Source organism: Pseudomonas sp. S3(2024) (assembly GCF_036861315.1).
Lineage (GTDB): Bacteria > Pseudomonadota > Gammaproteobacteria > Pseudomonadales > Pseudomonadaceae > Aquipseudomonas > Aquipseudomonas putida_A.
Map to the genome: position 1 here is coordinate 10,792 of NZ_JAZAQQ010000011.1, position 24,196 is coordinate 34,987.

General features: G+C 60.4%; 16 protein-coding genes and 2 pseudogenes. 6 read left to right on the forward strand and 12 right to left on the reverse strand.

Annotated elements, in window-relative coordinates:
- On the reverse strand, positions 1 to 1,223 hold a 1,223-nt coding region (gene treS / locus VLA07_RS23140), incomplete at its 3' end, for a maltose alpha-D-glucosyltransferase (RefSeq protein ID WP_333991640.1).
- Between the two features lie 170 nt (positions 1,224 to 1,393).
- Positions 1,394 to 3,388, reverse strand: coding sequence for an alpha-1,4-glucan--maltose-1-phosphate maltosyltransferase (locus VLA07_RS23145; protein ID WP_333991643.1), 1,995 nt, complete (start codon positions 3,386 to 3,388; stop codon positions 1,394 to 1,396).
- Between the two features lie 217 nt (positions 3,389 to 3,605).
- Here VLA07_RS23145 and VLA07_RS23150 point away from each other — a divergent pair, with 217 nt between their 5' ends.
- Positions 3,606 to 3,764 carry a hypothetical protein gene (locus VLA07_RS23150; protein ID WP_003224520.1) on the forward strand — a complete coding sequence of 53 codons (159 nt, stop codon included), beginning with the start codon at positions 3,606 to 3,608 and terminating at the stop codon, positions 3,762 to 3,764.
- Positions 3,765 to 3,804: 40 nt separating this feature from the next.
- Here VLA07_RS23150 and VLA07_RS23155 read toward each other — a convergent pair whose 3' ends face one another.
- Positions 3,805 to 4,317 (reverse strand): MgtC/SapB family protein, encoded by a 513-nt coding sequence (locus VLA07_RS23155; protein WP_027613723.1) that lies wholly within the window; start codon positions 4,315 to 4,317, stop codon positions 3,805 to 3,807.
- A gap of 123 nt (positions 4,318 to 4,440) precedes the next feature.
- Here VLA07_RS23155 and VLA07_RS23160 point away from each other — a divergent pair, with 123 nt between their 5' ends.
- The 3 genes from VLA07_RS23160 to mapR all read left to right on the forward strand — a co-directional run bounded on the left by VLA07_RS23160 (position 4,441) and on the right by mapR (position 7,866).
- Entirely contained in the window at positions 4,441 to 4,689 is a 249-nt protein-coding gene (locus VLA07_RS23160) for a DUF3203 family protein (protein WP_027613724.1), read from the forward strand.
- 195 nt (positions 4,690 to 4,884) lie between these two features.
- Positions 4,885 to 6,315, forward strand: a complete 1,431-nt coding sequence (ccoG, locus tag VLA07_RS23165) for a cytochrome c oxidase accessory protein CcoG (protein WP_333991648.1) — start codon at positions 4,885 to 4,887, stop codon at positions 6,313 to 6,315.
- Positions 6,316 to 6,456: 141 nt separating this feature from the next.
- Positions 6,457 to 7,866, forward strand: coding sequence for a GntR family transcriptional regulator MpaR (gene mapR / locus VLA07_RS23170; protein ID WP_008087199.1), 1,410 nt, complete (start codon positions 6,457 to 6,459; stop codon positions 7,864 to 7,866).
- 137 nt (positions 7,867 to 8,003) lie between these two features.
- Here mapR and VLA07_RS23175 read toward each other — a convergent pair.
- The 9 genes and pseudogenes from VLA07_RS23175 to VLA07_RS23215 form a co-directional block, all read right to left on the reverse strand.
- Positions 8,004 to 8,174, reverse strand: a pseudogene (locus VLA07_RS23175) (PLP-dependent aminotransferase family protein); the annotation flags it as partial.
- Positions 8,155 to 8,895: pseudogene (locus VLA07_RS23180) on the reverse strand (SDR family oxidoreductase); the annotation flags it as partial. The pseudogenes VLA07_RS23180 and VLA07_RS23175, both read right to left, overlap by 20 nt.
- Before the next feature lie 153 nt (positions 8,896 to 9,048).
- Positions 9,049 to 11,130, reverse strand: a complete 2,082-nt coding sequence (locus VLA07_RS23185; RefSeq protein WP_027613727.1) for a putative bifunctional diguanylate cyclase/phosphodiesterase — start codon at positions 11,128 to 11,130, stop codon at positions 9,049 to 9,051.
- Between the two features lie 253 nt (positions 11,131 to 11,383).
- Entirely contained in the window at positions 11,384 to 12,844 is a 1,461-nt protein-coding gene (locus VLA07_RS23190) for an efflux transporter outer membrane subunit (protein ID WP_333991655.1), read from the reverse strand.
- Entirely contained in the window at positions 12,841 to 15,948 is a 3,108-nt protein-coding gene (locus tag VLA07_RS23195; RefSeq protein WP_333991657.1) for an efflux RND transporter permease subunit, read from the reverse strand. Before VLA07_RS23195 ends, VLA07_RS23190 begins: the two co-directional genes overlap by 4 nt.
- 142 nt (positions 15,949 to 16,090) lie before the next feature.
- Entirely contained in the window at positions 16,091 to 19,192 is a 3,102-nt protein-coding gene (locus VLA07_RS23200; RefSeq protein ID WP_096797344.1) for an MdtB/MuxB family multidrug efflux RND transporter permease subunit, read from the reverse strand.
- A complete protein-coding gene (locus tag VLA07_RS23205) occupies positions 19,189 to 20,496 on the reverse strand; it encodes an MdtA/MuxA family multidrug efflux RND transporter periplasmic adaptor subunit (protein ID WP_096797343.1) in 1,308 nt (435 codons plus the stop codon). The genes VLA07_RS23200 and VLA07_RS23205 overlap by 4 nt, the downstream gene beginning before the upstream one ends.
- A 175-nt stretch (positions 20,497 to 20,671) precedes the next feature.
- A complete protein-coding gene (tpx, locus tag VLA07_RS23210; RefSeq protein WP_041066982.1) occupies positions 20,672 to 21,172 on the reverse strand; it encodes a thiol peroxidase in 501 nt (166 codons plus the stop codon).
- A gap of 216 nt (positions 21,173 to 21,388) precedes the next feature.
- Positions 21,389 to 21,853 carry a hypothetical protein gene (locus tag VLA07_RS23215; protein ID WP_238547106.1) on the reverse strand — a complete coding sequence of 155 codons (465 nt, stop codon included), beginning with the start codon at positions 21,851 to 21,853 and terminating at the stop codon, positions 21,389 to 21,391.
- Between the two features lie 782 nt (positions 21,854 to 22,635).
- Between VLA07_RS23215 and VLA07_RS23220 the strand changes: the two genes are divergently transcribed.
- Together VLA07_RS23220 and VLA07_RS23225 are read left to right on the forward strand one after the other, a co-directional pair.
- On the forward strand, positions 22,636 to 23,061 hold the full coding sequence (locus tag VLA07_RS23220; RefSeq protein ID WP_096797339.1) for a YciI family protein: 426 nt from the start codon (positions 22,636 to 22,638) through the stop codon (positions 23,059 to 23,061).
- A 339-nt stretch (positions 23,062 to 23,400) separates the two neighbouring features.
- Positions 23,401 to 24,192 carry a hypothetical protein gene (locus tag VLA07_RS23225; RefSeq protein ID WP_333991664.1) on the forward strand — a complete coding sequence of 264 codons (792 nt, stop codon included), beginning with the start codon at positions 23,401 to 23,403 and terminating at the stop codon, positions 24,190 to 24,192.
- Positions 24,193 to 24,196: the final 4 nt, after the last annotated feature.

Genomic DNA, 24,196 nt, shown 5'->3' on the forward strand with positions numbered 1-24,196 from the left:
CCGTCGCGGTCGCCGAGGTAGATGTTGTCGCCCATGCCGATTTCATCGCCGTAATACAACGTCGGCGTGCCGGGCATCGACAGCAGCAGGCTGTTGAGCAACTCGACGCGGCGACGATCACGCTCCATCAACGGCGCCAAGCGCCGACGAATGCCAAGGTTGATCCGCGCGCGACGGTCAGCGGCGTAGTAGTTCCACAGGTAATCACGCTCCTTGTCGGTGACCATCTCCAGCGTCAACTCATCGTGATTGCGCAGGAAGATTGCCCACTGGCAGTTGGCCGGAATCTCGGGGGTTTGCCGCAGAATGTCGGTGATCGGGAAGCGATCTTCCTGGGCCAGCGCCATGTACATGCGCGGCATCAGCGGGAAGTGGAAGGCCATGTGGCATTCGTCGCCGTTGACGCCCTCGGCATCGGTGTCACCGAAGTACAGCTGGGTGTCTTCCGGCCATTGGTTGGCCTCGGCCAGCAGCATGCGGTCCGGGTAATTGGCATCGATCTCGGCACGGATCTGCTTGAGGACATCGTGGGTCTCGGGCAGGTTTTCGTTGTTGGTGCCGTCGCGCTCGATCAAATACGGAATGGCGTCGAGACGCAGCCCGTCGATACCCATGTCCAGCCAGTAGCGCATCACCGACAGCACCGCTTTCATCACTTGCGGGTTGTCGAAATTGAGGTCGGGTTGGTGCGAATAGAAACGGTGCCAGAAGTACTGGCCGGCGACCGGGTCCCAGGTCCAGTTGGACTTTTCGGTGTCGAGGAAGATGATCCGCGTGCCGTCGTACTTCTGATCGTCATCCGACCACACATAAAAGTCGCGCGCCGCCGAACCGGGCTTGGCCTTGCGCGCCCGCTGGAACCACGGGTGCTGATCCGAGGTGTGGTTGATGACCAACTCGGTGATCACCCGCAAACCCCGCTTGTGCGCCTCGGCGATAAAGCGCTTGGCGTCGGCCATGGTCCCGTAGTCGCTGTGTACGCCGCGGTATTCGGCAATGTCGTAACCGTCATCGCGACGTGGCGACGGATAGAATGGCAGTAGCCAGATGGTGTTGACGCCGAGTTCGGCGATGTAATCGAGTTTGGCGATCAGGCCGGGAAAGTCGCCGATCCCGTCGTTGTTGGAGTCGAAAAACGATTTGACGTGAACTTGATAGATCACCGCATCCTTGTACCAGAGCGGGTCTTTGATAAAGGTGGCTGCCTTGGGTTTCTTCGCCATGTGAAACTCCTGTTCAATTCTGGAAAAACCGTGAGCCGATGACCTGACTCGAAAACGCTGAGCAACCTGTGGGAGCGAGCCTGCTCGCGATTGCGGATTAACATTCAGCAAAGATGTCGCCTGCAAAAACGCATTTCGCGAGCAGGCTCGCTCCCACAGGGAATCGGTGTTCAGGCAGTAATCCGCCAGATCCCGAACGGCTGGTAAGCCGGGTCAATGCGCATGAACTGATACTTGCCATGCCAGTCCCAGCGATGCCCGTTCATCAAGTCCTCACCGTGGGTGGTCGCGTCGTCGGGCAGGCCCATCTCCCACAGCGGCAGTTCAAAATTGGCTTCCTGCACGTTGTGCGGATCGAGGCTCACCGCCACCAGAATGAAATTGCTGCCGTCAAAGCTGCGCTTGCCGAAATACAGAATGTTGTCGTTCCACGCGTTGTAGATTTTCAACCCCAGATGCGTGTGCAGCGCCGGGTTCTGCCGGCGGATGCGGTTGAGCTGAGCGATTTCGGCAATGATGTTGCCCGGCGCATTGAAGTCGCGGACGCGGATCTCGTACTTCTCCGAATCAAGGTATTCCTCCTTGCCCGGAACCGGCGCCGATTCGCACAGTTCATAACCGGAATACATGCCCCACAAGCCCGACCCCATGGTCGCCAGCGCCGCGCGGATCAGAAACCCCGGCCGCCCTGATTCATGCAGGAACGCCGGGTTGATGTCCGGCGTGTTGACGAAGAAGTTCGGCCGGTAGCATTCGCGCCACGGCGACTCGTTGAGTTCGGTGAAATAGGTCGCCAACTCGGACTTGGTATTACGCCAGGTGAAATAGGTGTAGCTCTGGCTGTACCCGACCTTGCCCAGACGCGCCATCATCGCCGGCGTGGTGAACGCCTCGGCGAGGAAGATCACTTCCGGGTGCAGCGCCCGCACATCGGCAATCAGCCATTGCCAGAACGGCAGCGGTTTGGTGTGCGGATTGTCGACGCGAAAGATCTTCACGCCTTCGTTGACCCAGCCGACGACGATATCGCGCAGCTCGACCCACAGGCTGGGGATCGCGTCCGGCGCATAGAAGTCGACGTTGACGATGTCCTGGTATTTCTTCGGTGGGTTTTCCGCGTATTTGATCGTGCCGTCCGGGCGCCAGTTGAACCAGCCCGGATGCTGCTTGAGCCACGGGTGATCCTGCGAACACTGAATGGCGAAATCGAGGGCGATTTCCAGGCCATGCTCAGCGGCGGCGGCCACCAACCGGCGGAAGTCTTCGCGGGTGCCTAGTTGCGAGTGAATCGCCTCATGACCACCCTCCTCGCTGCCGATCGCATACGGACTGCCCGGATCATCGGGACCTGCGGTCAGGGAATTGTTGCGGCCCTTGCGGTGGGCGCGGCCGATCGGGTGGATCGGCGTGAAGTACAACACGTCAAAACCCATGTCCTGAATCATCGGCAGTCGCGAGTGCACGTCGTTGAACGTGCCGTGACGCTTGGGATCGTCGGTGATCGAGCGCGGAAACAGCTCGTACCAACTGGCAAACTCGGCCAGTTCCCGTTCGACATCCACCGGGAATTCGGCGCTCAGGCTCAGATAGGCACGGTGATCGGCCTGCGCCATCAATTGCGCACTGCGCGAGTGCAGAAACAGCGCCACCTGCTCGGTTTCGAGCAGGCCGGACAATTCATGATGCAGTGCGGCGAGTTGCTCGCTGAGCTGACCGTCGCTGCGCTCGGCGGCCTGCTGCACCATGCTGCGGCCTTCCTGCAGTTCGAGCGACACCGGGACAGCGGCGTTGTGCTTCTTCTCCAGCTCGTACTGGAAACTGGCGAAATGGTCGATCCACGCTTCGATGCAGTACAGATAGCGACCTTGGCGGTCGGGACGAAACTGCCCCTGCCAACTGTTATTGCCCAGCTCGTTCATCACCTCGCTGTGCCAGCTCTCTTCGCCCTCCGCACGCCAGCGGATGTGCACCGCCAGCTTGTCATGCCCGTCGGCGAAGACCTTGCTGGTGACGATCACGTCACGCTCGACGATCGACTTCACGGCAAACTGCCCGCCATCGAGGGTCGGCATGGTGTTTTCGATCACGATGCGCGGCAGCAGCAACGCCTGCGACAGCGGCATGTGCGGGTTGTAGCTCTGCTCTGAAGGTTTTTCAGCAGACATCGAGCATCTCTCCTTAACGCCCCAAGGACGCTCTTGTGCCGGAACAGTGTTCACAATGAGGCACCGGCCCCGACTTGAACTCACTTAGGTTCCGAGCGACCGGCGCGGGGAAAAGTTCACAGGGATTTGTCTGGACAGAAAAGCGGATCGAATTCATCACACGGTGGTCAATCCACTTAAGCACTTCTCACGCCATGTGCCACACGGAGGTCTACAGATGAACATCCCGATCCCGGCCGAAACGCCTGATCCGAACATCGACAAACCCACCCTGCCCGAGACCGAGCCGCAACCGATTCCCGAGCAGGAACCACCGGGCACCACGCCACCGCCGAAGGAAGAACCACCGACGACGATGCCACCGGTGATCGTTTAAGCACCCAGCGATCGTTCCCACCCATCATGGGAACGATCGATTACAGGTGCTGGTTTTTCTCCCCATCCTTCTCAAACATCCTGACCACCCGTGGCATCACGCTGAAAATTCCCAGCGCCAGCAAAGTGCTGAGCAGTGCCGTCGCTTCCCTGCCCAACCCGGCCGCCACGCCGATCGCCGCCGTCATCCACAAACCTGCCGCCGTCGTTAGCCCTTTCACATGCCCTTCGTCACCTTCCTGATTCTTCAGAATCGTCCCGGCGCCCAAAAAGCCGATCCCGGCGATCACTCCCTGCAACACCCGGCTCATCGCATCGGATTCAGCCCCTGAGGTCTGCGGCACCAGCACAAACAGCGCCGCCCCCAACGCCACCAGCATGTGCGTACGCACCCCGGCAGCCTTGCCCTTATGCTCGCGTTCGAAACCGAGAATTCCGCCCAGCACCGCCGCCATCAACAGGCGCACGGTGATGCGCGTCAGTTGCGAGGCATCGCCGACATCGGCGAACTCCGCTTGCAGCGTCACCCACACTTCATGCCACCAGGCGTTCATCGCTCCGTCCTTTCTTATTGGTCGTTAGTGGATGGACAGCAGCGACCATTAATCAGTTGCGCAGAACGATCGGCAAAGCACGCGCCCTAACCTTTCAGGTACTCATGAAAAAAGGACAGCCTCATGCCCGTTCGAATCGATGAATCCAATCCCGAAGCAAAAGTGTGTTTTTTCACCGTCGAAAATGGCGAAGAAATTCGTATCTGCGACACGCTGGAAGTCAAAACCGATAGCGAAAAAGCCATGTCGTTCGTTGAGATTGAAGGCCGGCGCGTTTACATCACCGAAGCAGAGGCGGATGCCTTGACCGTCGCTGGCGCGAAAGACGGTCGCAAGCACCTGAAGGCCGACGAGAGTGATTCGGTGATTTGACTGACCCGGATCAACATCCGGCGCAGACGCCTGCGATAGGCGTTTGCGCCTGCGTCTGCGGGCTGCTTCAAGTTGTCGCAGGATGTGTACCAAACGCCATCTGATACGCTTTTTATTCAAATAGCTGAGTCTGTTATGCAAACAGATCGGCGCTCATAGTTCGTCCGCCTGATGGAGGCTGATGAGCGAATGACCATGAGCGAACAAATCCCCGTCCGAACCGTAGAAGCAAGCCCCACCATAAAAAATGTGCCTGGTCGCCCGATGAAGGCGAAGGCCGGCTCCACCGACAAGCAGATTCACACCCGCAGTTTCACCGGACTGTTCCGTACCTTGCGCATCAGCGGCGCGGGCTTTCTGTTTCTGCTGTTCTTCGGCACCGTGTGGCTGAACTGGGGCGGTCGTCAGGCGGTGCTGTGGGACTTGGCCGAAAGCAAATTCCATATCTTCGGCGCGACCTTCTGGCCACAGGATTTCATCCTGCTCTCGGCACTGCTGATCATTGCCGCGTTCGGCCTGTTCGCCATCACCGTGTTCGCTGGCCGGGTCTGGTGTGGTTACACCTGCCCGCAGAGCTCGTGGACATGGATCTTCATGTGGTGCGAGAAAGTCACCGAAGGCGAACGCAACCAGCGGATCAAACTACAAGCGGCGCCCTGGGGCCTGAACAAACTGGCCCGGCGCGCGGCCAAGCACACTCTGTGGCTGGCGATCAGCGTGATGACCGGGCTGACGTTTGTCGGCTACTTCACGCCGATCCGGCCGCTGGCCGAAGAGCTGTTCACCCTGCAGATCGGCGGGGTCAGTCTGTTCTGGGTTCTGTTCTTCACCGCCGCCACTTACATCAACGCCGGTTGGCTGCGCGAAGCGGTATGCATGCACATGTGCCCGTATGCGCGATTCCAGAGCGTGATGTTCGACAAGGACACTCTGGCGATTTCCTACGACGTCGCCCGTGGCGAAAACCGTGGCCCGCGCAAACGCGACGTGAAACCCGCCGAAGCCGGCCTCGGTGATTGCATCGATTGCCAGTTGTGCGTGCAGGTGTGCCCGACCGGCATCGACATCCGCGACGGCCTGCAGATGGAATGCATCGGCTGCGCGGCGTGCATCGACGCCTGCGATTCGATCATGGACAAAATGAACTACCCGCGCGGCCTGATCCGCTACAGTTCCGAACGCGAATTGCAGGGCGGCAAGACGCATCTGCTGCGCCCACGATTGATCGGCTATGTGGCGGTATTGCTGGTGATGATCGGCGCCCTGGCGCTGGCCTTGGTCGAAAGGCCCATGGTCTCGCTGGACGTGACCAAGGATCGCGGGCTGTTCCGCGAGAACGGTCAGGGCCAGATCGAAAACATCTACACCCTCAAGGTCATCAACAAGACCCAACAGCGCCAGGACTACACCCTGAGCCTGATGGAGGGCGACGGCTTCCAGTTGCAGGGCAAGACCGAACTGAGCCTGGCGCCGGGGGAGATTGTCGATGTGCCGGTATCGGTGGCGATGACCACCGAACGTCCGGCCAGCAGCTCGCAGACCTTGAGCTTCAAAATCGCCGACAGCGACGAGCCCGAGATTTATAGCGTGGCGAAAAGCAGGTTTGTGGCGCCGATGAATCGCTGATCCCTTAGACTGCGGCGCGGCCATTCGCGAGCAGGCTCGCTCCCACAGGGTTTTGTGGACACTGATATCCAGTGTGGAAGCGAGCCTGCTCGCGAATGAAGGCACCGCGGTCTTCCAGAATGAACCCAACCCGGACCCAAGATGAAACGCTACGAAAAATTCGCCGACGACATCGCTGAACTGATCCGCTCCGGCGTGCTCGGCCCCGGGCAACGGGTGCCGTCGGTGCGCTACGCCAGCCAGACCTACGGGGTCAGCCCGTCCACGGTGTTCCAGGCCTATTACCTGCTGGAACGTCGCGGTCTGATCCGCGCGCGGCCGCGCTCCGGTTACTTCGTCAACACCCACGCACCGAGTCCGTTCTCGGAGCCGGTGATCAGCAGCCACGTCAACGACTCCACCGAAGTCGACGTCAGCGAACTGGTGTTCTCGGTGCTGGAATCGATCAAGGATCCGAGCACCGTGCCCTTCGGCTCGGCGTTCCCCAGCCCGACCCTGTTCCCGTTGCAACGGCTGTCACGTTCGCTGGCCAGTGCGGCGCGGGAGATGGACCCGCGCATGGTGGTCACCGACATGTCGCCGGGCAATCCGCAACTGCGCCGGCAGATCGCTCTGCGGTACATGGTCGGCGGGCTGATGCTGCCGATGGAAGAACTGCTGATCACCAACGGCGCCCTCGAAGCGCTGAACCTGTGCCTGCAAGCGGTGACCGAGCCGGGCGATCTGGTGGCCATCGAAGCCCCGGCGTTCTACGCCAGCCTGCAAGTGCTGGAGCGCTTGAAACTCAAAGCCGTGGAAATCCCCGTGCACCCGCGCGACGGTATCGACCTCGGCGTGCTCGCCCAGACCCTGGAGCGCCATCCGATCAAGGCCTGCTGGTGCATGACCAGTTTCCAGAACCCAATGGGCGCGACCATGCCCGAGGCGAAGAAACAGGAACTGGTGGAACTGCTGCGCCGGCATCAGGTGCCGCTGATCGAGGACGATGTCTACGCCGAACTCTATTACGGTCAGCAGGCACCGAAACCGGCCAAGGCCTTCGATACCGAAGGGCTGGTGATGCACTGCGGTTCGTTCGCCAAGAGCCTGGCCCCCGGCTACCGCATCGGCTGGGTCGCCGCCGGGCGTTACGCACAGAAAATCGAACGGCTGAAACTGATGACCTCGCTGTGTGCCTCGATGCCGGCGCAAGCGGCCATCGCCGACTACCTGCAACACGGCGGCTACGACCGCCATCTGCGCAAACTGCGCTACGCCCTGGAAGAACAGCAAAGCGCGATGCTCGCAGCGATTGCCCGCTATTTCCCGGCGCAGACCCGCGTTAGTCAACCGGCCGGCGGCTATTTCCTGTGGCTGGAACTGCCACCGCAGATGGATTCGTTGAAGTTGTTTCAGATGGCGTTGGCGCAGGGCATCAGCATCGCGCCGGGGCCGATTTTCTCGCCGACTCAGCGGTTCAGGAACTGCATTCGCCTGAACTACGGCAGCCCGTGGACCGAGGATTCGGAGAAGGCGATGGAGACGTTGGGGCGGATTGTGCGGTCGTTCTGACAGACAGATGTTGCCGCTTATGACGCCTTCGCGAGCAAGCCCGCTCCCACAGTAGACCGCATTCCATCTGGAGAAACGCGGTCTACTGTGGGAGCGGGCTTGCTCGCGAAGAGGTCATAAGCGGCAACATCTGTCTGTCAGAACGACCGCACAATCCGCCCCAACGTCTCCATCGCCTTCTCCGAATCCTCGGTCCACGGGCTGCCGTAGTTCAGGCGAATGCAGTTCCTGAACCGCTGAGTCGGCGAGAAAATCGGCCCCGGCGCGATGCTGATGCCCTGCGCCAACGCCATNACCCAGATCAACAAACGTCCCGGTCGCATAAGAAGCCTTGTCCGACAACAACCAGACAATCGCCTCCGCCACTTCATCCGGGCGCCCGCCCCGGGCCATCGGGATCGCCGATTCAAGCTTGCTGACCCGATCCGGATCGCCACTCAATGCATGGAAATCGGTATAGATATAGCCCGGACGCACCGCGTTGACCCGAATCCCCTCACCCGCCACTTCCTTGGACAGACCGATGGTGAAGGTGTCGAGCGCACCTTTGGACGCGGCGTAGTCGACGTACTCGTTGGGCGAGCCCAGGCGCGCGGCGACCGAGGAGACGTTGACGATGCTGCCGCCCTGCCCGCCGTGCTTGGGCGACATGCGCAGGATCGCGTGCTTGGCGCAGAGGATCGGCGCCAGGACGTTGGTTTTCATGATTTTGAGAATGCGGAATTCGGACATTTCATCGACCCGCGACTTGTGCCCGACGGTGCCGGCATTGTTCACCAGCGCGGTGACCCGCCCCAATTCGGTGTCGACCCGCTGAAACAGCGCGATCACTTCGTCTTCGATGCTGACATCGGCGCGTACCGCAATGGCTTGCGCCCCCAGCGCCCGCACTTGCTCCAGCACGCTTTGCGCGGCCTGTTCATCCGACTGATAGTTGATGCAGATCCGATAGCCCTGCCCGGCAGCCAACAACGCCGTAGCGGCGCCAATTCCGCGCCCGCCACCGGTGATTACCATGACTTTATCCATGCTGGCCCTTCCCCCCAATGCACACGTAACAGTCGGGTTGAAGAATAACCGCCATTGGGCGGTTTTGCATGGGCTCTGTCAAAGACAAAACCCTGCATGGGACTGAGATGTTTTTTGTGGTGCGAGAGCAAGCTCCCTCGCCACAGAATGCAGTCAGACTGCCGCCAGAGCCTCTCCACGGGCAATGTTCTGCATGAACGCGTCCGCCGGCATCGGATGGCCCAACAGATAGCCCTGCAACGAATCACAGCCCAACTGCGTGAGGAAATCCTGCTGCACGCCGGTCTCCACCCCCTCGGCAACAATGCGCAAACCGAGTGCCTGGCCCAGCGCCACGATCGCCGAGACGATGGCCGCGTCATCGCTGTCATGCTCCAGATCGCGGACAAAACCGCGGTCGATCTTCAGCTCGTTGGCCGGCAAACGCTTGAGGTACATCAGGCTCGAATAACCGGTGCCGAAGTCGTCGATCGACAGGTCGACGCCCATGTCGGACAACTCCTGCAACACCTTCATGCTCGCATCCGCGTCGCTCATGGCCGTGGTTTCGGTGATTTCCAGGGTCAGGCTGTTGGCCGGCAGGTGGTGGGTCGCCAGCGCCTTGGCCACGCTCTGCACCAGCCCCGCGTGGCAGAACTGCAAGGCCGAGAGGTTCACCGCAATGCGCCAGTCGGTGTAACCGAGCACGTACCATTCGCGCATCTGCCGGCAAGCTTCGTTGAGCACCCATTCACCGATGGCGATGATCAGGCCGGTCTTCTCTGCCAGATCGATAAATTTGTCGGGCAGCAACATGCCCTGGGTCGGATGCTGCCAGCGCAGCAGCGCTTCGGCACCGACCGGACGACCACTGATGGCGTCGAATTTGGGCTGGAAATACAGGCTGAACTGACTGTGTTCCAGCGCGGCGCGCAGATCTTGCAATAGCTGCAGCTGCTTGCGCGCGTTGCTGTTCATCGAAGCATCGAAGAAGCTGTAACCGTTTTTGCCGCTGCCCTTGGCGTGATACATCGCCGCGTCGGCATTCATCAGCAGTTCCTGGGCGCTCAGGCCGTTACCCGGGTACAGGGCGATGCCGACGCTGGCAGAAATCTGCAAGTCGTGCTCGGCCACGCGGAACGCCTGACCGAGCAACCCGACCTGACGCGCGGCCAGCCCCAGAGCATCGTCGGGTTCGCTCAGACGCACCAGCAGCACGAACTCGTCGCCGCCAATTCGCGCGAGCGTATCCTGACTGCGCAGATCTTCGCGCAGGCGCACCCCGACTTCACGCAGCAACTGGTCACCCATGTGGTGGCCGAAGGCATCGTTGACCGGTTTGAAACCGTCCAGATCGATAAACATCAACGCAAAACACCCGCCCTGCTCCTCGACCTTCTTCATCGCCTGATTGATCCGGTCGTCCAGCAGCATGCGGTTCGGCAGGCCGGTCAGAGTGTCGTGCAATGCCAGTTGCGTCAGTTCACGGTTGGCCAGGGTCAGCGAATGCGCCAGATCGGCGGTACGCGCTTCAAGGCGCGCATCGAGAATCGAAGTGAGCAAGGCGATCGACAGCACCGCCAGCGTGGTGATCAGCACCAGATTGTCGAGGCCGTTGCCCTTGAGGCCGTCGAGCGTTGCACCGCAGAAACTGCCGTCAGGAAATTGCGCGGCGGCCATGCCGGTGTAGTGCATGCCGACAATCGCGATGCCCATGATCACTGCCGCACCACCACGAATCAGACGCACATAAGGCGAGTGCTGGCGCAGGCGGAAGGCGATCCATAACGCCGCCGCCGAGGCCCCGACCGCGATCAGCAATGAGGCGCCGAACAGGGTCGGGTCGTAATCGATGCCAGGCGTCATGCGCAGCGCGGCCATGCCGGTGTAATGCATTGCACTGATGCCGGCGCCCATGACCAGAGCGCCAAAGGCCAATTGCCAAATCGGCAGTTTCGGCTGGCTGACCAGCCACAGGGCAAACCCGCAGGACAGCACGGCAATCAGCAGCGACAGCGCGGTAATCGCAATGTCGTAGCCCAAGTCGATCGGCAGCTTGAAGGCCAACATGCCGATGAAGTGCATCGACCAGACGCCGACCCCCATCGCCAGTGCACCGCCGGCCGTCCAGAAATGCACTGCGCGCCCACGGGCGCTGGCGATGCGCCCGGTCAGGTCGAGCGCGGTGTAGGACGCGAGGATCGCCACACACAAAGAAATGAAAACCAGGGTGAAAGAATAATTACCGATGAGCATGAAGATTCTCGCGACCACCCGCGCCGTACTGCGTCCATTCTCGGCCGGGCAAATGCGGCGATTGTACTGATTGCGCGGAAGAACGCACTGACAAAGTAATCATTTTGCCATCAACCCGATGAAACGCTTGTTTGATGGTTTTGCGAGGCTCTGGAACAACCATCACAACCTGTAGGAGCTGCGGCACGCTGCGATCTTTTGACCTTGTTTTTAAAGATCAAAAGATCGCAGCGTGCCGCAACTCCTACACAGGTCATTCGGTGGCCAGTTGTCCGTCCCAGCCGCCACCCAGCGCCGCAATCAATTGCACGCTGGCAATCAGGCGGCTTTGCAGAATGTTCAGCACAGTCCGCTCGTTGCTCAGCGCCGTGGCCTGCACGACGACCACATCGATGTAGGAAATCAACCCGGCCTTGTACTGGTTCTGGGTCAGGCGCAGTGAATCGCGTGCAGCATCCAGTGCTTCCTGACGCACCGCCGCCTCGTCTTCATACACCTTCAGTTGCACCAGATAGTTTTCCACTTCACGGAAGCCATCGAGTACGGTCTGGCGATACTTGGCAACGGTCTGGTCATACACCGCCTCGGTACGGTCAACCTCGGCCGAACGGATGCCACCGTCGAATATCGGCAAATCCAGTTTCGGCCCGACCGACCAGAAACGGTTCGGCAGCGTTAAAAGATTTTTCGAGGTACTGCTGCTGTAGCCGCCGCTCATGCTCAAGGTCAGATCGGGGTAGTACGCCGCTTTCGCCACACCGATATTGGCGTTGGCGGCGATCACCGAACGCTCCGCCGAGGCAATGTCCGGGCGGCGTTCCAGTAGCTGCGACGGCAGGCTCAGGGGAATCTGCGGCAGATTCGGAATGTTCTGGGTTTCAGCGATGCTGAATTCGGCCGGCGCCTGCCCGGTGAGCACGGCGATGGCATTTTCAAACTGCGCCCGCTGCCAGATCAGGTCGACCAGATCGGCCTGGGTGGTTTTCAACTGGGTCTGCGCCTGCGCCACCGCATCGCGCCCGGATATCCCCGCGCGGTACTGGTTCTGGGTCATTTGCAGGGATTTTTCGTAGGCCGCGACGGTGGCTTCGAGCAGGCGCTTCTGCTGGTCGATGACCCGCAGTTGCAAGTAATTCTGCACCAGCTCCGACTGCTGGCTCAGGCGCATCGCGGCCAGATCGGCGAAGCTCGCCTGGGCGCTGGCCTCGTTGGCTTCCAGACCTCGGCGCAATTTGCCCCAGATATCCGCTTCCCAACTCACACCCAATTGCGCGTTGTAGGTGTCACGAATGCCGCTAGCGGAACTGCTCAGGCTCGAACTGCTGCTGCCGGTGCCCTGGCTGGAACGGGTCTTGCCCACGCTCAAATCAACGCTCGGGTAAAACGCTCCACGGGCACTGCGCACCAAGGCCTGGGCCTGACGGAACTGGGCTTCGGATTGCGCGACGGTCTGGTTGGAACTGTTGAGTTTTTCGATCAGGCCATTGAGCTGCTGATCACCGTACAACTCCCACCAGGCGCCGCGCGCCAGCGAGTCGCTCGGATTAGCCTGACGCCAGCCTTCGGCCTCTTTGTATTGCGCGACCTCGGCGGTCTGCGGACGTTGATAGTCCGGGCCGACGGCGCAGGCACTGAGCATCGCCACGCACAGCGACAGGCTCAACAGGCGCGAACCGCGCGCAGTGGCCAGATTGAGAAGCGAACGGTCAGTCATAGCGGAGTTTCCAGAGCGGCGTCAGTACGCACGCCGCGCCACTTGTTGAAGCGGTGGCGCAGCTTGTCGAGATAGAGGTAAACCACAGGCGTGGTGTAAAGGGTCAGGACCTGGCTGAAGATCAGGCCGCCGATGATGGTCAGGCCCAATGGCTGGCGCATTTCCGCGCCCTCCGCGCGGCCGAGCAGCAACGGCAAGGCGCCGAGGATCGCCGCCAGGGTGGTCATCAGAATCGGCCGCAGCCGTTGCAGGCAGGCGCTGCGGATCGACTCCAGCGGCGACAGGCCCTGATGGCGTTCCAGTTGCAGCGCCAGGTCGATCATCAGGATCGCGTTTTTCTTCACCACCCCGATCAGCAGGAACAATCCGAGCAGGGAGATCAGGCTGAACTCGCCGCCCAGCGCATAGATCGACAACAGCGCACCGACCCCGGCCGACGGCAAGGTCGAGAGAATCGTCAACGGGTGGATGTAGCTTTCATACAGCACACCCAGCACCAGATACACCGCGAGCAGCGCACCGAGGATCATGAACGGCTGACTCTTCTGCGTCGCGGCAAAGGCATCGGCGGTGCCGGCCATTTTCGCGATCACGTCTTCCGGCAGACCGACCTTGGCAATCGCCCGCTCGATCGCGGCACTGCCCTGCTCCACGGTCACGCCTTCAGCCATGTCGAACGCGATGCTTTCGGAGGCGAACTGGCCTTCGTGGCTGACGCGGTCGTCTTCCAGGCTGTTTTCGTAATGGGCGATGGTCGACAACGGAATCCGCGCACCGTCAGCGGTAATCACCTGCACCTGATTGAGCGTCACCGGATCCTGCGCGTATTTCGGATTGACCTCCATCACCACCTGATACTGGTTGAGGCTGTCGTAGATCGTCGAAATCTGCCGCTGGCTGTAGGCGTTGTTCAGCACCGCCGTGACCATGTTCATGTCGACCCCGAGGCGCTTGGCCTGATCGCGGTCGACAATCAACGTCACCTGCTGCGCGCCGCGCCCCTCGCGGGCATCAATGGCGGTCAGCTCGGGCAGTGCGCGCAGCGCGGTCACCACTTTCGGGTACCACTCGCGCAACGCCCCCAGATCGCCGCTTTGCAGGATGTAGCTGTATTGCGAGGTGGTCTGCTCGCGGCCACCGCCGAATTGCAGATCCTGATCGGCCATCAGCATCAACTGGGCGCCGGGCACCTTGGGCATTTCCTTGCGCAGGCGTTCGATGACTTTCTGCGCCGACAGGTTGCGCTCCTTGATCGGCTTCAGGCGTACCAGCATGAACGCGTTGTTGGTGCCGTTGGTGCCGCCGATGAACCCGGCGACGCTTTCCACTGCTTCGTCCTTGAGCACGGCACGGCGGAAGGTTTCCATTTTCGGCTGCATCACGCTGAACGACAGACCGTCGTCACCCCGGACGAAACCGATCAACTGGCCGGTGTCCTGCTGCGGCATGAAGGTCTTCGGCACCACCACGTACAGCGCGACGTTGACCCCGACCGTGATGATCAGGCTGAGCAAAGTCAGACGGCGGTGGCGCAGCACCCAATCGAGGCTGGTCGCGTATTTGCCGACCATCCAGTCGTTGGCGCGGCGGCTCCAGCGTTGCAGGCGGTTTTCCTGGCCCGGCGTGTGCGGCTTGAGCCAGCGCGCGCAGAGCATTGGCGTCAGAGTCAGCGAGACCACCAGCGAGACCACGATGGCTGCTGCCAGAGTGATGGAGAACTCACGGAACAGGCTCTCGACAATCCCGCCCATGAACAGGATCGACAGGAACACCGCCACCAGCGACACGTTCATCGACAGCAAGGTGAATCCGACTTCCTTGGCCCCGAGGTAGGCAGCCTTCATCGGCTTGACGCCTTCGTCGATGTGCCGGGAGATGTTCTCCAGCACCACGATGGCATCGTCCACCACCAGTCCGGTCGCGAGAATCAGCGCCATCAGCGACAAGTTGTTCAGCGAGAAGCCATAGAGGTACATCACCGCAAAGGTGCCGACCAGCGACACCGGCACTGCCAGCGTCGGAATCAGCGAGGCGCGGAAATTCCCGAGAAACAGGAACACCACCAGAATCACCAGCGCCACGGCGATCAGCAGGGTCATTTCCGCTTCGTGCAGCGTGGCCTTGATCACCGGCGAGCGATCCATCGCCAGGTTCAGTTTGACGCTGGCCGGCAGCACCGCTTGCAACGCCGGCAACTGCGCCTTGATCTCGTTGACCGTCTCGATGATGTTGGCGCCGGCCTGGCGGTTGATCACCAACAGCACCGCCGCGTCATCGTTGAAGAAACCGCTGTTGTAACGGTCTTCGACGCCGTCGCTGACCTTGGCCACGTCCTTCAGACGCAGGGCCGCACCGTCCTTGTAATGGATGATCAGCGACTCGTAATCCTTGGCCTTCTCCAACTGGTCGTTGGCCTGGATCTGCCACAGGCGCTCGCCGTCTTCGACCGAGCCCTTGGGCCGGCGCACGTTGGCCCCGGCGATGGTCTTGCGCACATCATCGAGCGCCACGCCGTACTGGTTCAGCGCCTGTGGTTCAAGTTCGATACGTACCGCCGGCAGCGAACTGCCGCCGATCTGCACTTCACCCACGCCCTGTACCTGGGACAGGCTCTGCGAGAGGATGGTCGAGGCCAGGTCGTAGAGCTGGCCTTTTTCCAGCACATCCGAGGTCAGCGACAGCACCATGATCGGTGCCTGCGACGGGTTGACCTTCTTGTAGGTCGGCATGCTGCGCATCCCGCTCGGCAACAGGTTGCGTGAAGCGTTGATCGCCGCCTGCACTTCCCGCGCCGCGCCGTTGATATCACGGTCGAGGTCAAATTGCAGAATGACCCGGGTCGAACCCTGGCTGGAGCGGCTGCTCATGGTGTTGACGCCGGCAATCGCGCCGAACGAACGCTCCAGCGGCGTCGCCACCGTGGACGCCATCACCTCGGGACTGGCGCCGGGCAGACTGGCCTGAACCACGATCACCGGAAAATCCATTTGCGGCAGCGGCGACACCGGCAACAGACCGAAACTGACACCGCCCAGCAGCATGATCGCCAGGCTCAGGAGCATGGTCGCGACCGGGCGCTTGATGAAAGGACCGGAGAGGTTCATTGACCAAGATCCTTACTTTCACCGCACTCCCCTGTAGGAGTGAGCCCGCTCGCGATGAGGTCGGCACATTCAATATCGGTAGGGACAGACACACCGCTATCGCGAGCAGGCTCACTCCTACAAGGGGTATGTGTACGGACAGTCATACCGAAACCTCTTCGCGGTCGGCATTGGTCTTGCCAAAGCGCCGACCGAGGCGGTCGAAATACAGGTAGATCACCGGCGTGGTGAACAGGGTCAGCACCTGGCTCACCAGCAAGCCGCCGACCATCACCAGACCCAGTGGTTGACGCAACTCAGCCCCGGAACCGGTGGCGAGCATCAACGGCACCGCGCCGAACAGCGCCGCTAGAGTGGTCATCAGAATCGGCCGGAAGCGCAGCAGCGCCGCCTGATAGATCGCCTGCTCCGGCGCCATGCCCTGGGTGCGTTCGGCGTCGAGGGCGAAGTCGATCATCATGATCGCGTTTTTCTTGACGATACCGATCAGCAGGATGATGCCGATGATCGCGATCATCCCCAGATCGTTGCCGCTGAGCAGCAACGCCAGCAAGGCGCCGACCGCCGCCGACGGCAGGGTCGAGAGAATGGTGATCGGGTGGATGTAACTTTCGTAAAGTACGCCGAGCACGATGTACATGGTCACCACCGCCGCCAGAATCAGCAGCAAGGTGCTCGAAAGCGACGCCTGGAACGCTTCGGCTGCGCCCTGAAACTGGGTCTGCACGCCAATCGGCATGCCGATGTCCTTCTGCACCTGATCGATGATGTCCACCGCATGTCCCAGAGCCACACCGGGAGCCAGGTTGAACGACATCATCACCGCAGGGAACTGGCCGATGTGGGTGATCGCCAGTTGCGCCTGACGCTCCTCGACATGGGCCAGGCTCGACAGGCGCACCTGCGCACCGTCAGTGGTCTTGACGTGAATCTGATCCAGCGCCGCCGGGCCGATCTTCTCCCCGGCCTGCGCCTGCAGCACCACGCGGTACTGGCTAGCCTGGGTGTAAATGGTCGAGATTTGCCGCTGACCGAAGGCGTCATACAGCGCATCGGTGATGTTCTGCACCGAGACACCGAGGCGCGAAGCCGCATCGCGGTCGATCACCAGATAGACCTGCAAACCCTTGTCCTGCAAATCGCTGGCAACGTCGGTCAGTTCCGGACGCTGGGCCAGGGCCTCGACCAGACGCCCGCTCCACTGGCTGAGCAGTTCGGCATCCGGTGAGGACATGCTGAACTGGTACTGGGTGCGGCTGACCCGATCCTCGATGGTCAGATCCTGCACCGGCTGCATGAACAGGCGGATACCGACCAGTTTGTCCAGTTGCGGTTGCAGGCGCGCGATCACCTCGGTGGCGCTCAGGTCACGCTGGCCATGCGGCTTGAGGTTGATCAGCAGGCGACCGCTGTTGAGCGTGGCGTTGTCGCCGTCGACACCGATGTAGGACGACAGGCTCTCCACCGCCGGATCTTCGAGAATCACCTTGGCCAGCGCCTGCTGGCGCTCGCCCATGGCGGCGAAGGAAATCGACTGCGGCGCCTCGGAAATGCCCTGGATCACCCCGGTGTCCTGCACCGGGAAAAAGCCCTTGGGCACCACCATATAAAGGAACACGGTCAGCGCCAGCGTACCGATAGCCACCAACAGGGTCAGCGGCTGGTGTTTGAGCACCCACTGCAACTTGCGCCCGTAGGCGGCGATCATCCAGTCGATGAAGCCGCCGCTGGCCCGGTAGAAGCGGCCCTGCTCGTGGGCTTCCGGCTCACGTTTGAGCAAGCGCGCGCACATCATCGGCGTCAGAGTTAGCGAGACCACCAGGGAAATCAGGATCGCTACCGCCAGAGTGATGGCGAACTCGCGGAACAGCCGTCCGACCACGTCAGCCATGAACAGCAGTGGAATCAGTACCGCGATCAGCGACAGGGTCAGGGAGATCAGGGTGAAGCCGATCTGCTTCGCGCCTTTGAGCGCCGCCTGCATCGGGCTGTCACCCTCCTCGATGAAGCGCGCGATGTTTTCCAGCATCACGATCGCATCGTCGACCACAAAACCGGTGGCGATGGTCAGGGCCATCAAGGTCAGGTTGTTGACCGAGAACCCGGCGAGATACATCACACCAAACGTACCAATCAGCGACAGCGGCACCGCCACCGACGGGATGATCGTCGCGCTGGCACGCCGCAAAAACAGGAACGTCACCATCACCACCAGCGCAATGGCGATCAGCAGTTCGTGCTGCACGTCAGTCACCGAGGCGCGGATGGTCTGGGTGCGGTCGGTGAGTACGGTGACATCGAGCCCGGCCGGCAGGTTGTCGGTGATGCTCGGCAGCAACGCCTTGATCCGGTCGACCACCTCGATCACGTTGGCGCCCGGCTGACGCTGGATATTGAGCAGCACTGCCTGATTCTGGTTGGCCCACGCGGCGAGACGTTCGTTCTCCGCGCCGTCGACGATTTCCGCCACATCCTTCAGACGCAACGGCGCGCCGTTCTTGTAGGCGAGGATCAGGTTGGCGTAGTCCTTGGGCGACGTCAGCTGGTCGTTGGCATCGAGCATCGAGACCCGGGTCGGGCCGTCGAAGTTACCTTTCGGCTGGTTGACGTTGGACGCGCCAATCAGCGTGCGCACGTCTTCCAGGTTCAGGCTGTTCGCCGCGAGGGCTTCCGGGTTGACCTTGATCCGCACCGCCTGCCGCTGGCCGCCGGCAATGCTGACCATGCCGACGCCGCTGATCTGGGCGATCTTCTGCGCCATGCGCGTATCGACCAGATCATTGAGCTTGGGCAGGAGCATGGTTTTCGAGGTGATCGCCAGGGTCAGCACCGGGGTATCCGCCGGGTTGACCTTGTTGTACACCGGCGGCGCCGGCAAGTCGGTCGGCAGCAGGTTGGTCGCGGCGTTGATCGCGGCCTGCACCTGCTGTTCGGCGACGTCCATGTTGATGTCGAGGCTGAAGCGCAGGGTCAGCACCGAAGCGCCGCCGGAACTGGTCGAGGCCATTTGCGTCAGGCCCGGCATCTGCCCGAACTGGCGTTCGAGCGGCGCGGTGACGGCACTGGTCATCACGTCCGGACTGGCGCCGGGGTACAGGGTCATGACGCGAATGGTCGGATAATCGACCTGCGGCAATGCCGAGACCGGCAGCAGGCGATAGGCAATCAGGCCGGCCAGCACAATGGCCAGCATGCTCAGGGTGGTGGCTACCGGACGGAGGATGAACAGCCGCGAAATGTTCATGCGCCCTTCTTGGCCTTGTCAGCCGCGGCAGCGTCCGGCGCACTGGCGGCGGGTTTGCCTTGCAGGTGCCCGGTCGGGGTGGTCGGCACCTCATTGCTGTCGTTGACCACTTCGACTTCGCTGCCTTCCTTGAGGCGGTCGGTGCCTTCCAGCACCACGCGATCGCCCGCGGCGAGGCCTTCGGTGACCACAGTGTTGGTGCCGTCACTGGCGCCGATCTTCAGTTGGCGGATGGTGACTTTCTTGTCGCCGTCCAACGCGTAAACGAACGTGCCGTTGGTGCCGAACTGAATCGCCGCCGACGGTGCCAGCACCACGCCTTTGAGGGTGTCGGCCAGCAGATGGACGTTGACGAACTGATTGGGGAACAGCGACTGGTCGCGGTTATCGTAACGGGCCTTGAATTTCAGGGTGCCGGTGGCGACGTCGATCTGGTTGTCGAGGCTTTGCAGCACGCCGCTGGCCTGGATTTTGGTATCGCCGCGATCCCATGCCTCGGCCGGCAGTTTGGCGCCGCTATGGTAGCGCGCCAATACGGTTTCGAGACTGTTTTCCGGCAGGGTGAAGACCACGCTGATCGGTTGGGTCTGAGTGATGACCGCAAGGAACGTGGTGTCGTTGGCGGCGACGAGGTTGCCGACGTCGACCTGACGCAGACCGACGCGACCGGCAATCGGTGCGCGGATCTTGGTGAATTCGAGATTGAGCTTGGCGTCGTTGACCGCTGCCTGATTGGTCTTGACCGTGCCCAGGTACTGGCCGACCAGCGCTTCGGCGGTGTCCAGGGTCTGCTTGGCGATGCTGTCTTCCTTGTACAGACCGCGATAACGCTCGACATCGACCTGAGCGTTTTTCAACTGCGCCTGATTCTGCAGCAAGGTGCCTTCAGCCTGGAGCAAGGCGTTCTGGTACGGACGCGGATCGATCTCTGCCAGCAGGTCGCCAGCCTTGACCATCTGCCCTTCCTCGAAGTTGATCTTCACCAGTTCACCGCCGACCCGGCTGCGCACATTGATGGTGTTGAGCGCGGTCACCGTGCCCAGTGCCTTGTAATACAGCGGGAAGTCCCCCGTGACCGCCGGCGCCACCCGCACCGGAATCGGCCCGGCCGCGCCGCCGAAGCCCGGCCGCATCATCCCCGAACGTCCGGCGTGGCCGCTCGCAGCCTTGTCGGCGCCCTCCTTGTGGGCCGAACCGGCGGGCCAGAATTTCCAGCACAAAACGGCGATGACCAACAGGACGAGCAGGCTGATCAGCCAGCGACGGGAATTGCGAGGGGACGATTGCATGGATTGATTAACCATTGGGCGCGTGGGCTTCTTTTACGGGAGGCTGAACGATAAGCACTGATGGGATTTAAGCAAAGCAGCTTTACCGGCAATTTACCTTCAACTTACGTTTCAAGGTGTGAGGCAAAACACTGATACACAAATGAAAACGGCCTGGACAGGGCCAGGCCGTTAACAATTGTAAAAGCGCTTATTTCAGAACGGCGAGTGCTGCGTCGTAGTTCGGCTCTTCAGCGATTTCCTTGACCAGTTCGCTGTGCAGAACGTTGTCGTTCTCGTCCAGAACTACCACGGCACGGGCGGTCAGGCCTTTGAGCGGGCCGTCAGCGATGGCCACGCCGTAGTTTTCGATGAACTCGGCACCGCGCAGGGTCGACAGGTTCTGCACGTTTTCCAGGCCTTCGGCGCCGCAGAAGCGGGCCTGGGCGAATGGCAGGTCAGCCGAGATGCACAGCACCACGGTGTTGTTCAGTTCGTTGGCCTGAGCGTTGAACTTGCGTACCGAAGTCGCGCAGGTCGGGGTATCAACGCTTGGGAAGATGTTCAGCACTTTGCGCTTGCCGGCAAAGTCTTTCAGGGTGACGTCGGACAGATTGCCGGCAACCAGGGAAAAGGCTGGCGCCTTGGAACCGGCTTGTGGCAACTGGCCGTTGACTTGAACCGGGTTGCCTTTGAGGGTGACTTGAGCCATGACTTTAGTCCTTCTTAACGTGGTTATTGAGCATGCAAGAGGCCGAAGTTAACCACGAAATTGTCCGACGACCTATGCCCTGACTGAAAATTGTCAGGGGCCTGCGCAAAAAATTGTATACAACCCACCTCTCCTGTAGGAGCTGCCGCAGGCTGCGATCTTTTCATCAAGATCAAAAGATCACAGCTTCGTTTCACTGACAGCTAAAAGAATTGGTCAGTCGGGCATGGATCGGATGATGTCGGCAAGATCATCCTTGGTTATTTCATTGGCCTTGATAGCAGCGGCAATATCGGTTTTGGAGAGCGGAAACCGTTTGAAAATTTCTTTCAAGGTTTCCTCATCAACATTGGTCAGCCACAGCGGATCTATAAATGAACCGCCATACTCAGGCTTCATGGGTACTTCTTCGTGTGCAATTGCACCTTTATGATTGAGATACACCACATAACGGTCATGCCCTTCAGGAAAGCTTTTATCGTGATAAAGGGTAGTACCCAAAGGCAGGACATAGTAATTCTCGTCGCCATTTGGCCCTTCAATCAGCAACGGTTCTTTAGTTTTGAGCATTTTCATATTGTGTCCCTTCGCAATATCGCCAAAAATCAGAAAAGCCAAAAAAATCGCATTGACGGATAAAACTGCCACCAGCCATAGGCCAAGACGTCTATTTGTAAACATTTTTCTTATCATGGGGGGCCTCGGTATTCGCTTCGAGCATGGCTTGTAAATCCGCAGGCATGAAAATACCGTCCTTCGGACTACTTTGCGTACGCGCTGCCTGTCTTTCGATGAAAGAAAGACCTCGCATCTCATTGAATTTCGCCGGGTTCTGCACAATTGACTTTCCCGAAACCTTTGCTCCTGCAATTGTCACGGTTGTGCAGTTATTCGTGGTCGGATGATAGGTGTAACTCCACTGAATAGTCGGAGCTGCCCCCTTCGGTTTCCGGACGAAGAGGTGGCAGCTGTACGCAGGTTGGAAACCCGGGCAGCGGCGACCCGGACGACCCGAAGGTCCCCCGCGCACAGCCGCCATAACGGAGTGCACACATTCGAAGTGCGCAAGGATACGTTATGAAAGGCGTGTACGCGCCACTAATACCCATCGGGGTTTCCAGTCCCGGTCGCTGAATTGGCAGCGACGAGCACAGGCTAGAGACCCGACGTCCGACGGACAACCTGAAAACCTGGTGGGAACGTTCCGCAAAATCGAAACAACGTTTAAACATCCTGAATTGAAATATGCACGGGGAGCTGCCGAAGGCTGCAATCTTTTGATATTGGTTTTTAACGACAAGATCAAAAGATCGCAGCCTGCGGCAGCTCCTACCTTGGCAGTGCAGCGTGTCGGATTGCGTTTGTTAAAGCGCAGCTTTGCGTCTTTTATTCAGACACCTGTCGATTCATGCGCGGCCCATTCGACTAAACCATGAATCCCCCCATTCCCTGGAGAAACCACCATGCGATTCATGATCCTTGTCAAAGCCAGCGCCGACTCCGAAGCCGGCATCATGCCCAGTGAAGAGCTGATCACCGCCATGGGCAACTTCAACGAAGAACTGGTCAAGGCCGGCATCCTCATCGACGCCGATGGCCTGCACCCGAGCAGCAAAGGCGCCCGCGTGCATTTCTCCGGCGACAAACGCACCGTCATCGACGGCCCGTTCATCGAGACCAAGGAGCTGGTGGCCGGCTACTGGATCTGGGAAGTGAAATCGAAAGAAGAAGCCATCGAATGGGTCAAACGCTGCCCGAACCCCATGCCGGGCGATTCTGATATCGAGATCCGCCAGATATTCTCTGCCGAGGATTTCGGCGCCGAGTTCACGCCTGAGGCGCGGGCGCAGGAAGAGCGTGTTCGCGAACAGGCGAAGAAAAATGCCTGATCCCATGCCGGGTTGAATTTGAAATTGCCATCGCTGGCAAGCCACGCTCCCACAGGCATTGAGTCGGTCACAGGATTTGTGAACGCTTCAATACCTGTGGGAGCGTGGCTTGCCCGCGAAAGCGTCAGCACTGACAACACGCATTTGATTGACCAGTTCACCACTCGACTGCGAAGCCGTAGACAAAACCAAAGAATTAATCCATTCGACTGGCTAACTCCCGATTAGCTGCTAGCGTGAATCAGACGTGTCCTACAGGCTTGATTAAGAAAGGAATTGCGTCCAACGGCCGAGAATCGCCAGGACGTCCATGCAGTAGCCACCAGGGAAACGGGGATCATGTCGAAAAAATTGGGGATTCGCGCCCTGCTGCTGGCGAGCTCGCTGGCGCCTGTGGTTTGTGCCTTGGCAAATAACGCCGAGGAGGCCAACAAAAGCAACAATCCGCTGAACCTGGCGCCCGGCGCCAACCTTCAGGATTACTACACGCCAAAGCTGTTCGACAGCAACCTGCACACCAACGATGCTCTGCTGCGCGGCACGTTGCCGATTGCGCCCAACGACTTCATCGGTGTGCCGCAACTGCTGCGCGCAACAATGCCGATCAGCACTCGCCCCGATCCGCGCGGCGGCTACAGCACCGGCATTGGCGATCTCAATCTGTTCGACATTTTCCTGCTCAAGACCGACGGCGTGCAGTTGGGCATCGGCCCGCAGATCACCGCGCCGACCGCTGCCGAGGACGAACTGGGCACGGGTAAATGGCAGGCCGGCCTCGCGGCGGTAGCGATCGATTCGTCGCCGCGCGGCCTGCTCGGTGCGCTGGTGCAGTACCAGAGCTCGTTCGCCGGTGACCACGACCGCGCGCATGTCGAAACGGCAACCATGCAGCCCTTCATCATCCATAACCTGGAAAAAGGCTGGTACCTGCGCTCCACCGGCACCTGGACGTTCGACCTGAAGAACAACACTCACTACATCCCGATCGGCCTGGGTGCGGGCAAAGTCTGGAAGTCCGGGAGCAATATTCTCAACGCCTTCCTCGAACCGCAGTGGACCGTCGAACGCAAAGGCGATGGCGTGCCGCAATTCACCCTGTTCGCCGGGATCAACGTGACATTCGGAAAATAAGGAC

Excerpts from the sequence above, each read along its gene's own strand:
- VLA07_RS23200 (WP_096797344.1), bottom strand. The coding sequence starts at position 19,192 with ATGAACATTTCGCGGCTGTTCATCCTCCGTCCGGTAGCCACCACCCTG.
- tpx (WP_041066982.1), bottom strand. The coding sequence starts at position 21,172 with ATGGCTCAAGTCACCCTCAAAGGCAACCCGGTTCAAGTCAACGGCCAG.
- VLA07_RS23205 (WP_096797343.1), bottom strand. The coding sequence starts at position 20,496 with ATGGTTAATCAATCCATGCAATCGTCCCCTCGCAATTCCCGTCGCTGG.
- VLA07_RS23150 (WP_003224520.1), top strand. The coding sequence starts at position 3,606 with ATGAACATCCCGATCCCGGCCGAAACGCCTGATCCGAACATCGACAAA.
- VLA07_RS23220 (WP_096797339.1), top strand. The coding sequence starts at position 22,636 with ATGCGATTCATGATCCTTGTCAAAGCCAGCGCCGACTCCGAAGCCGGC.
- VLA07_RS23160 (WP_027613724.1), top strand. The coding sequence starts at position 4,441 with ATGCCCGTTCGAATCGATGAATCCAATCCCGAAGCAAAAGTGTGTTTT.
- VLA07_RS23225 (WP_333991664.1), top strand. The coding sequence starts at position 23,401 with ATGTCGAAAAAATTGGGGATTCGCGCCCTGCTGCTGGCGAGCTCGCTG.
- VLA07_RS23145 (WP_333991643.1), bottom strand. The coding sequence starts at position 3,388 with ATGTCTGCTGAAAAACCTTCAGAGCAGAGCTACAACCCGCACATGCCG.
- VLA07_RS23155 (WP_027613723.1), bottom strand. The coding sequence starts at position 4,317 with ATGAACGCCTGGTGGCATGAAGTGTGGGTGACGCTGCAAGCGGAGTTC.
- mapR (WP_008087199.1), top strand. The coding sequence starts at position 6,457 with ATGAAACGCTACGAAAAATTCGCCGACGACATCGCTGAACTGATCCGC.
- VLA07_RS23215 (WP_238547106.1), bottom strand. The coding sequence starts at position 21,853 with ATGTTTACAAATAGACGTCTTGGCCTATGGCTGGTGGCAGTTTTATCC.
- ccoG (WP_333991648.1), top strand. The coding sequence starts at position 4,885 with ATGAGCGAACAAATCCCCGTCCGAACCGTAGAAGCAAGCCCCACCATA.
- VLA07_RS23190 (WP_333991655.1), bottom strand. The coding sequence starts at position 12,844 with ATGACTGACCGTTCGCTTCTCAATCTGGCCACTGCGCGCGGTTCGCGC.
- VLA07_RS23185 (WP_027613727.1), bottom strand. The coding sequence starts at position 11,130 with ATGCTCATCGGTAATTATTCTTTCACCCTGGTTTTCATTTCTTTGTGT.
- VLA07_RS23195 (WP_333991657.1), bottom strand. The coding sequence starts at position 15,948 with ATGAACCTCTCCGGTCCTTTCATCAAGCGCCCGGTCGCGACCATGCTC.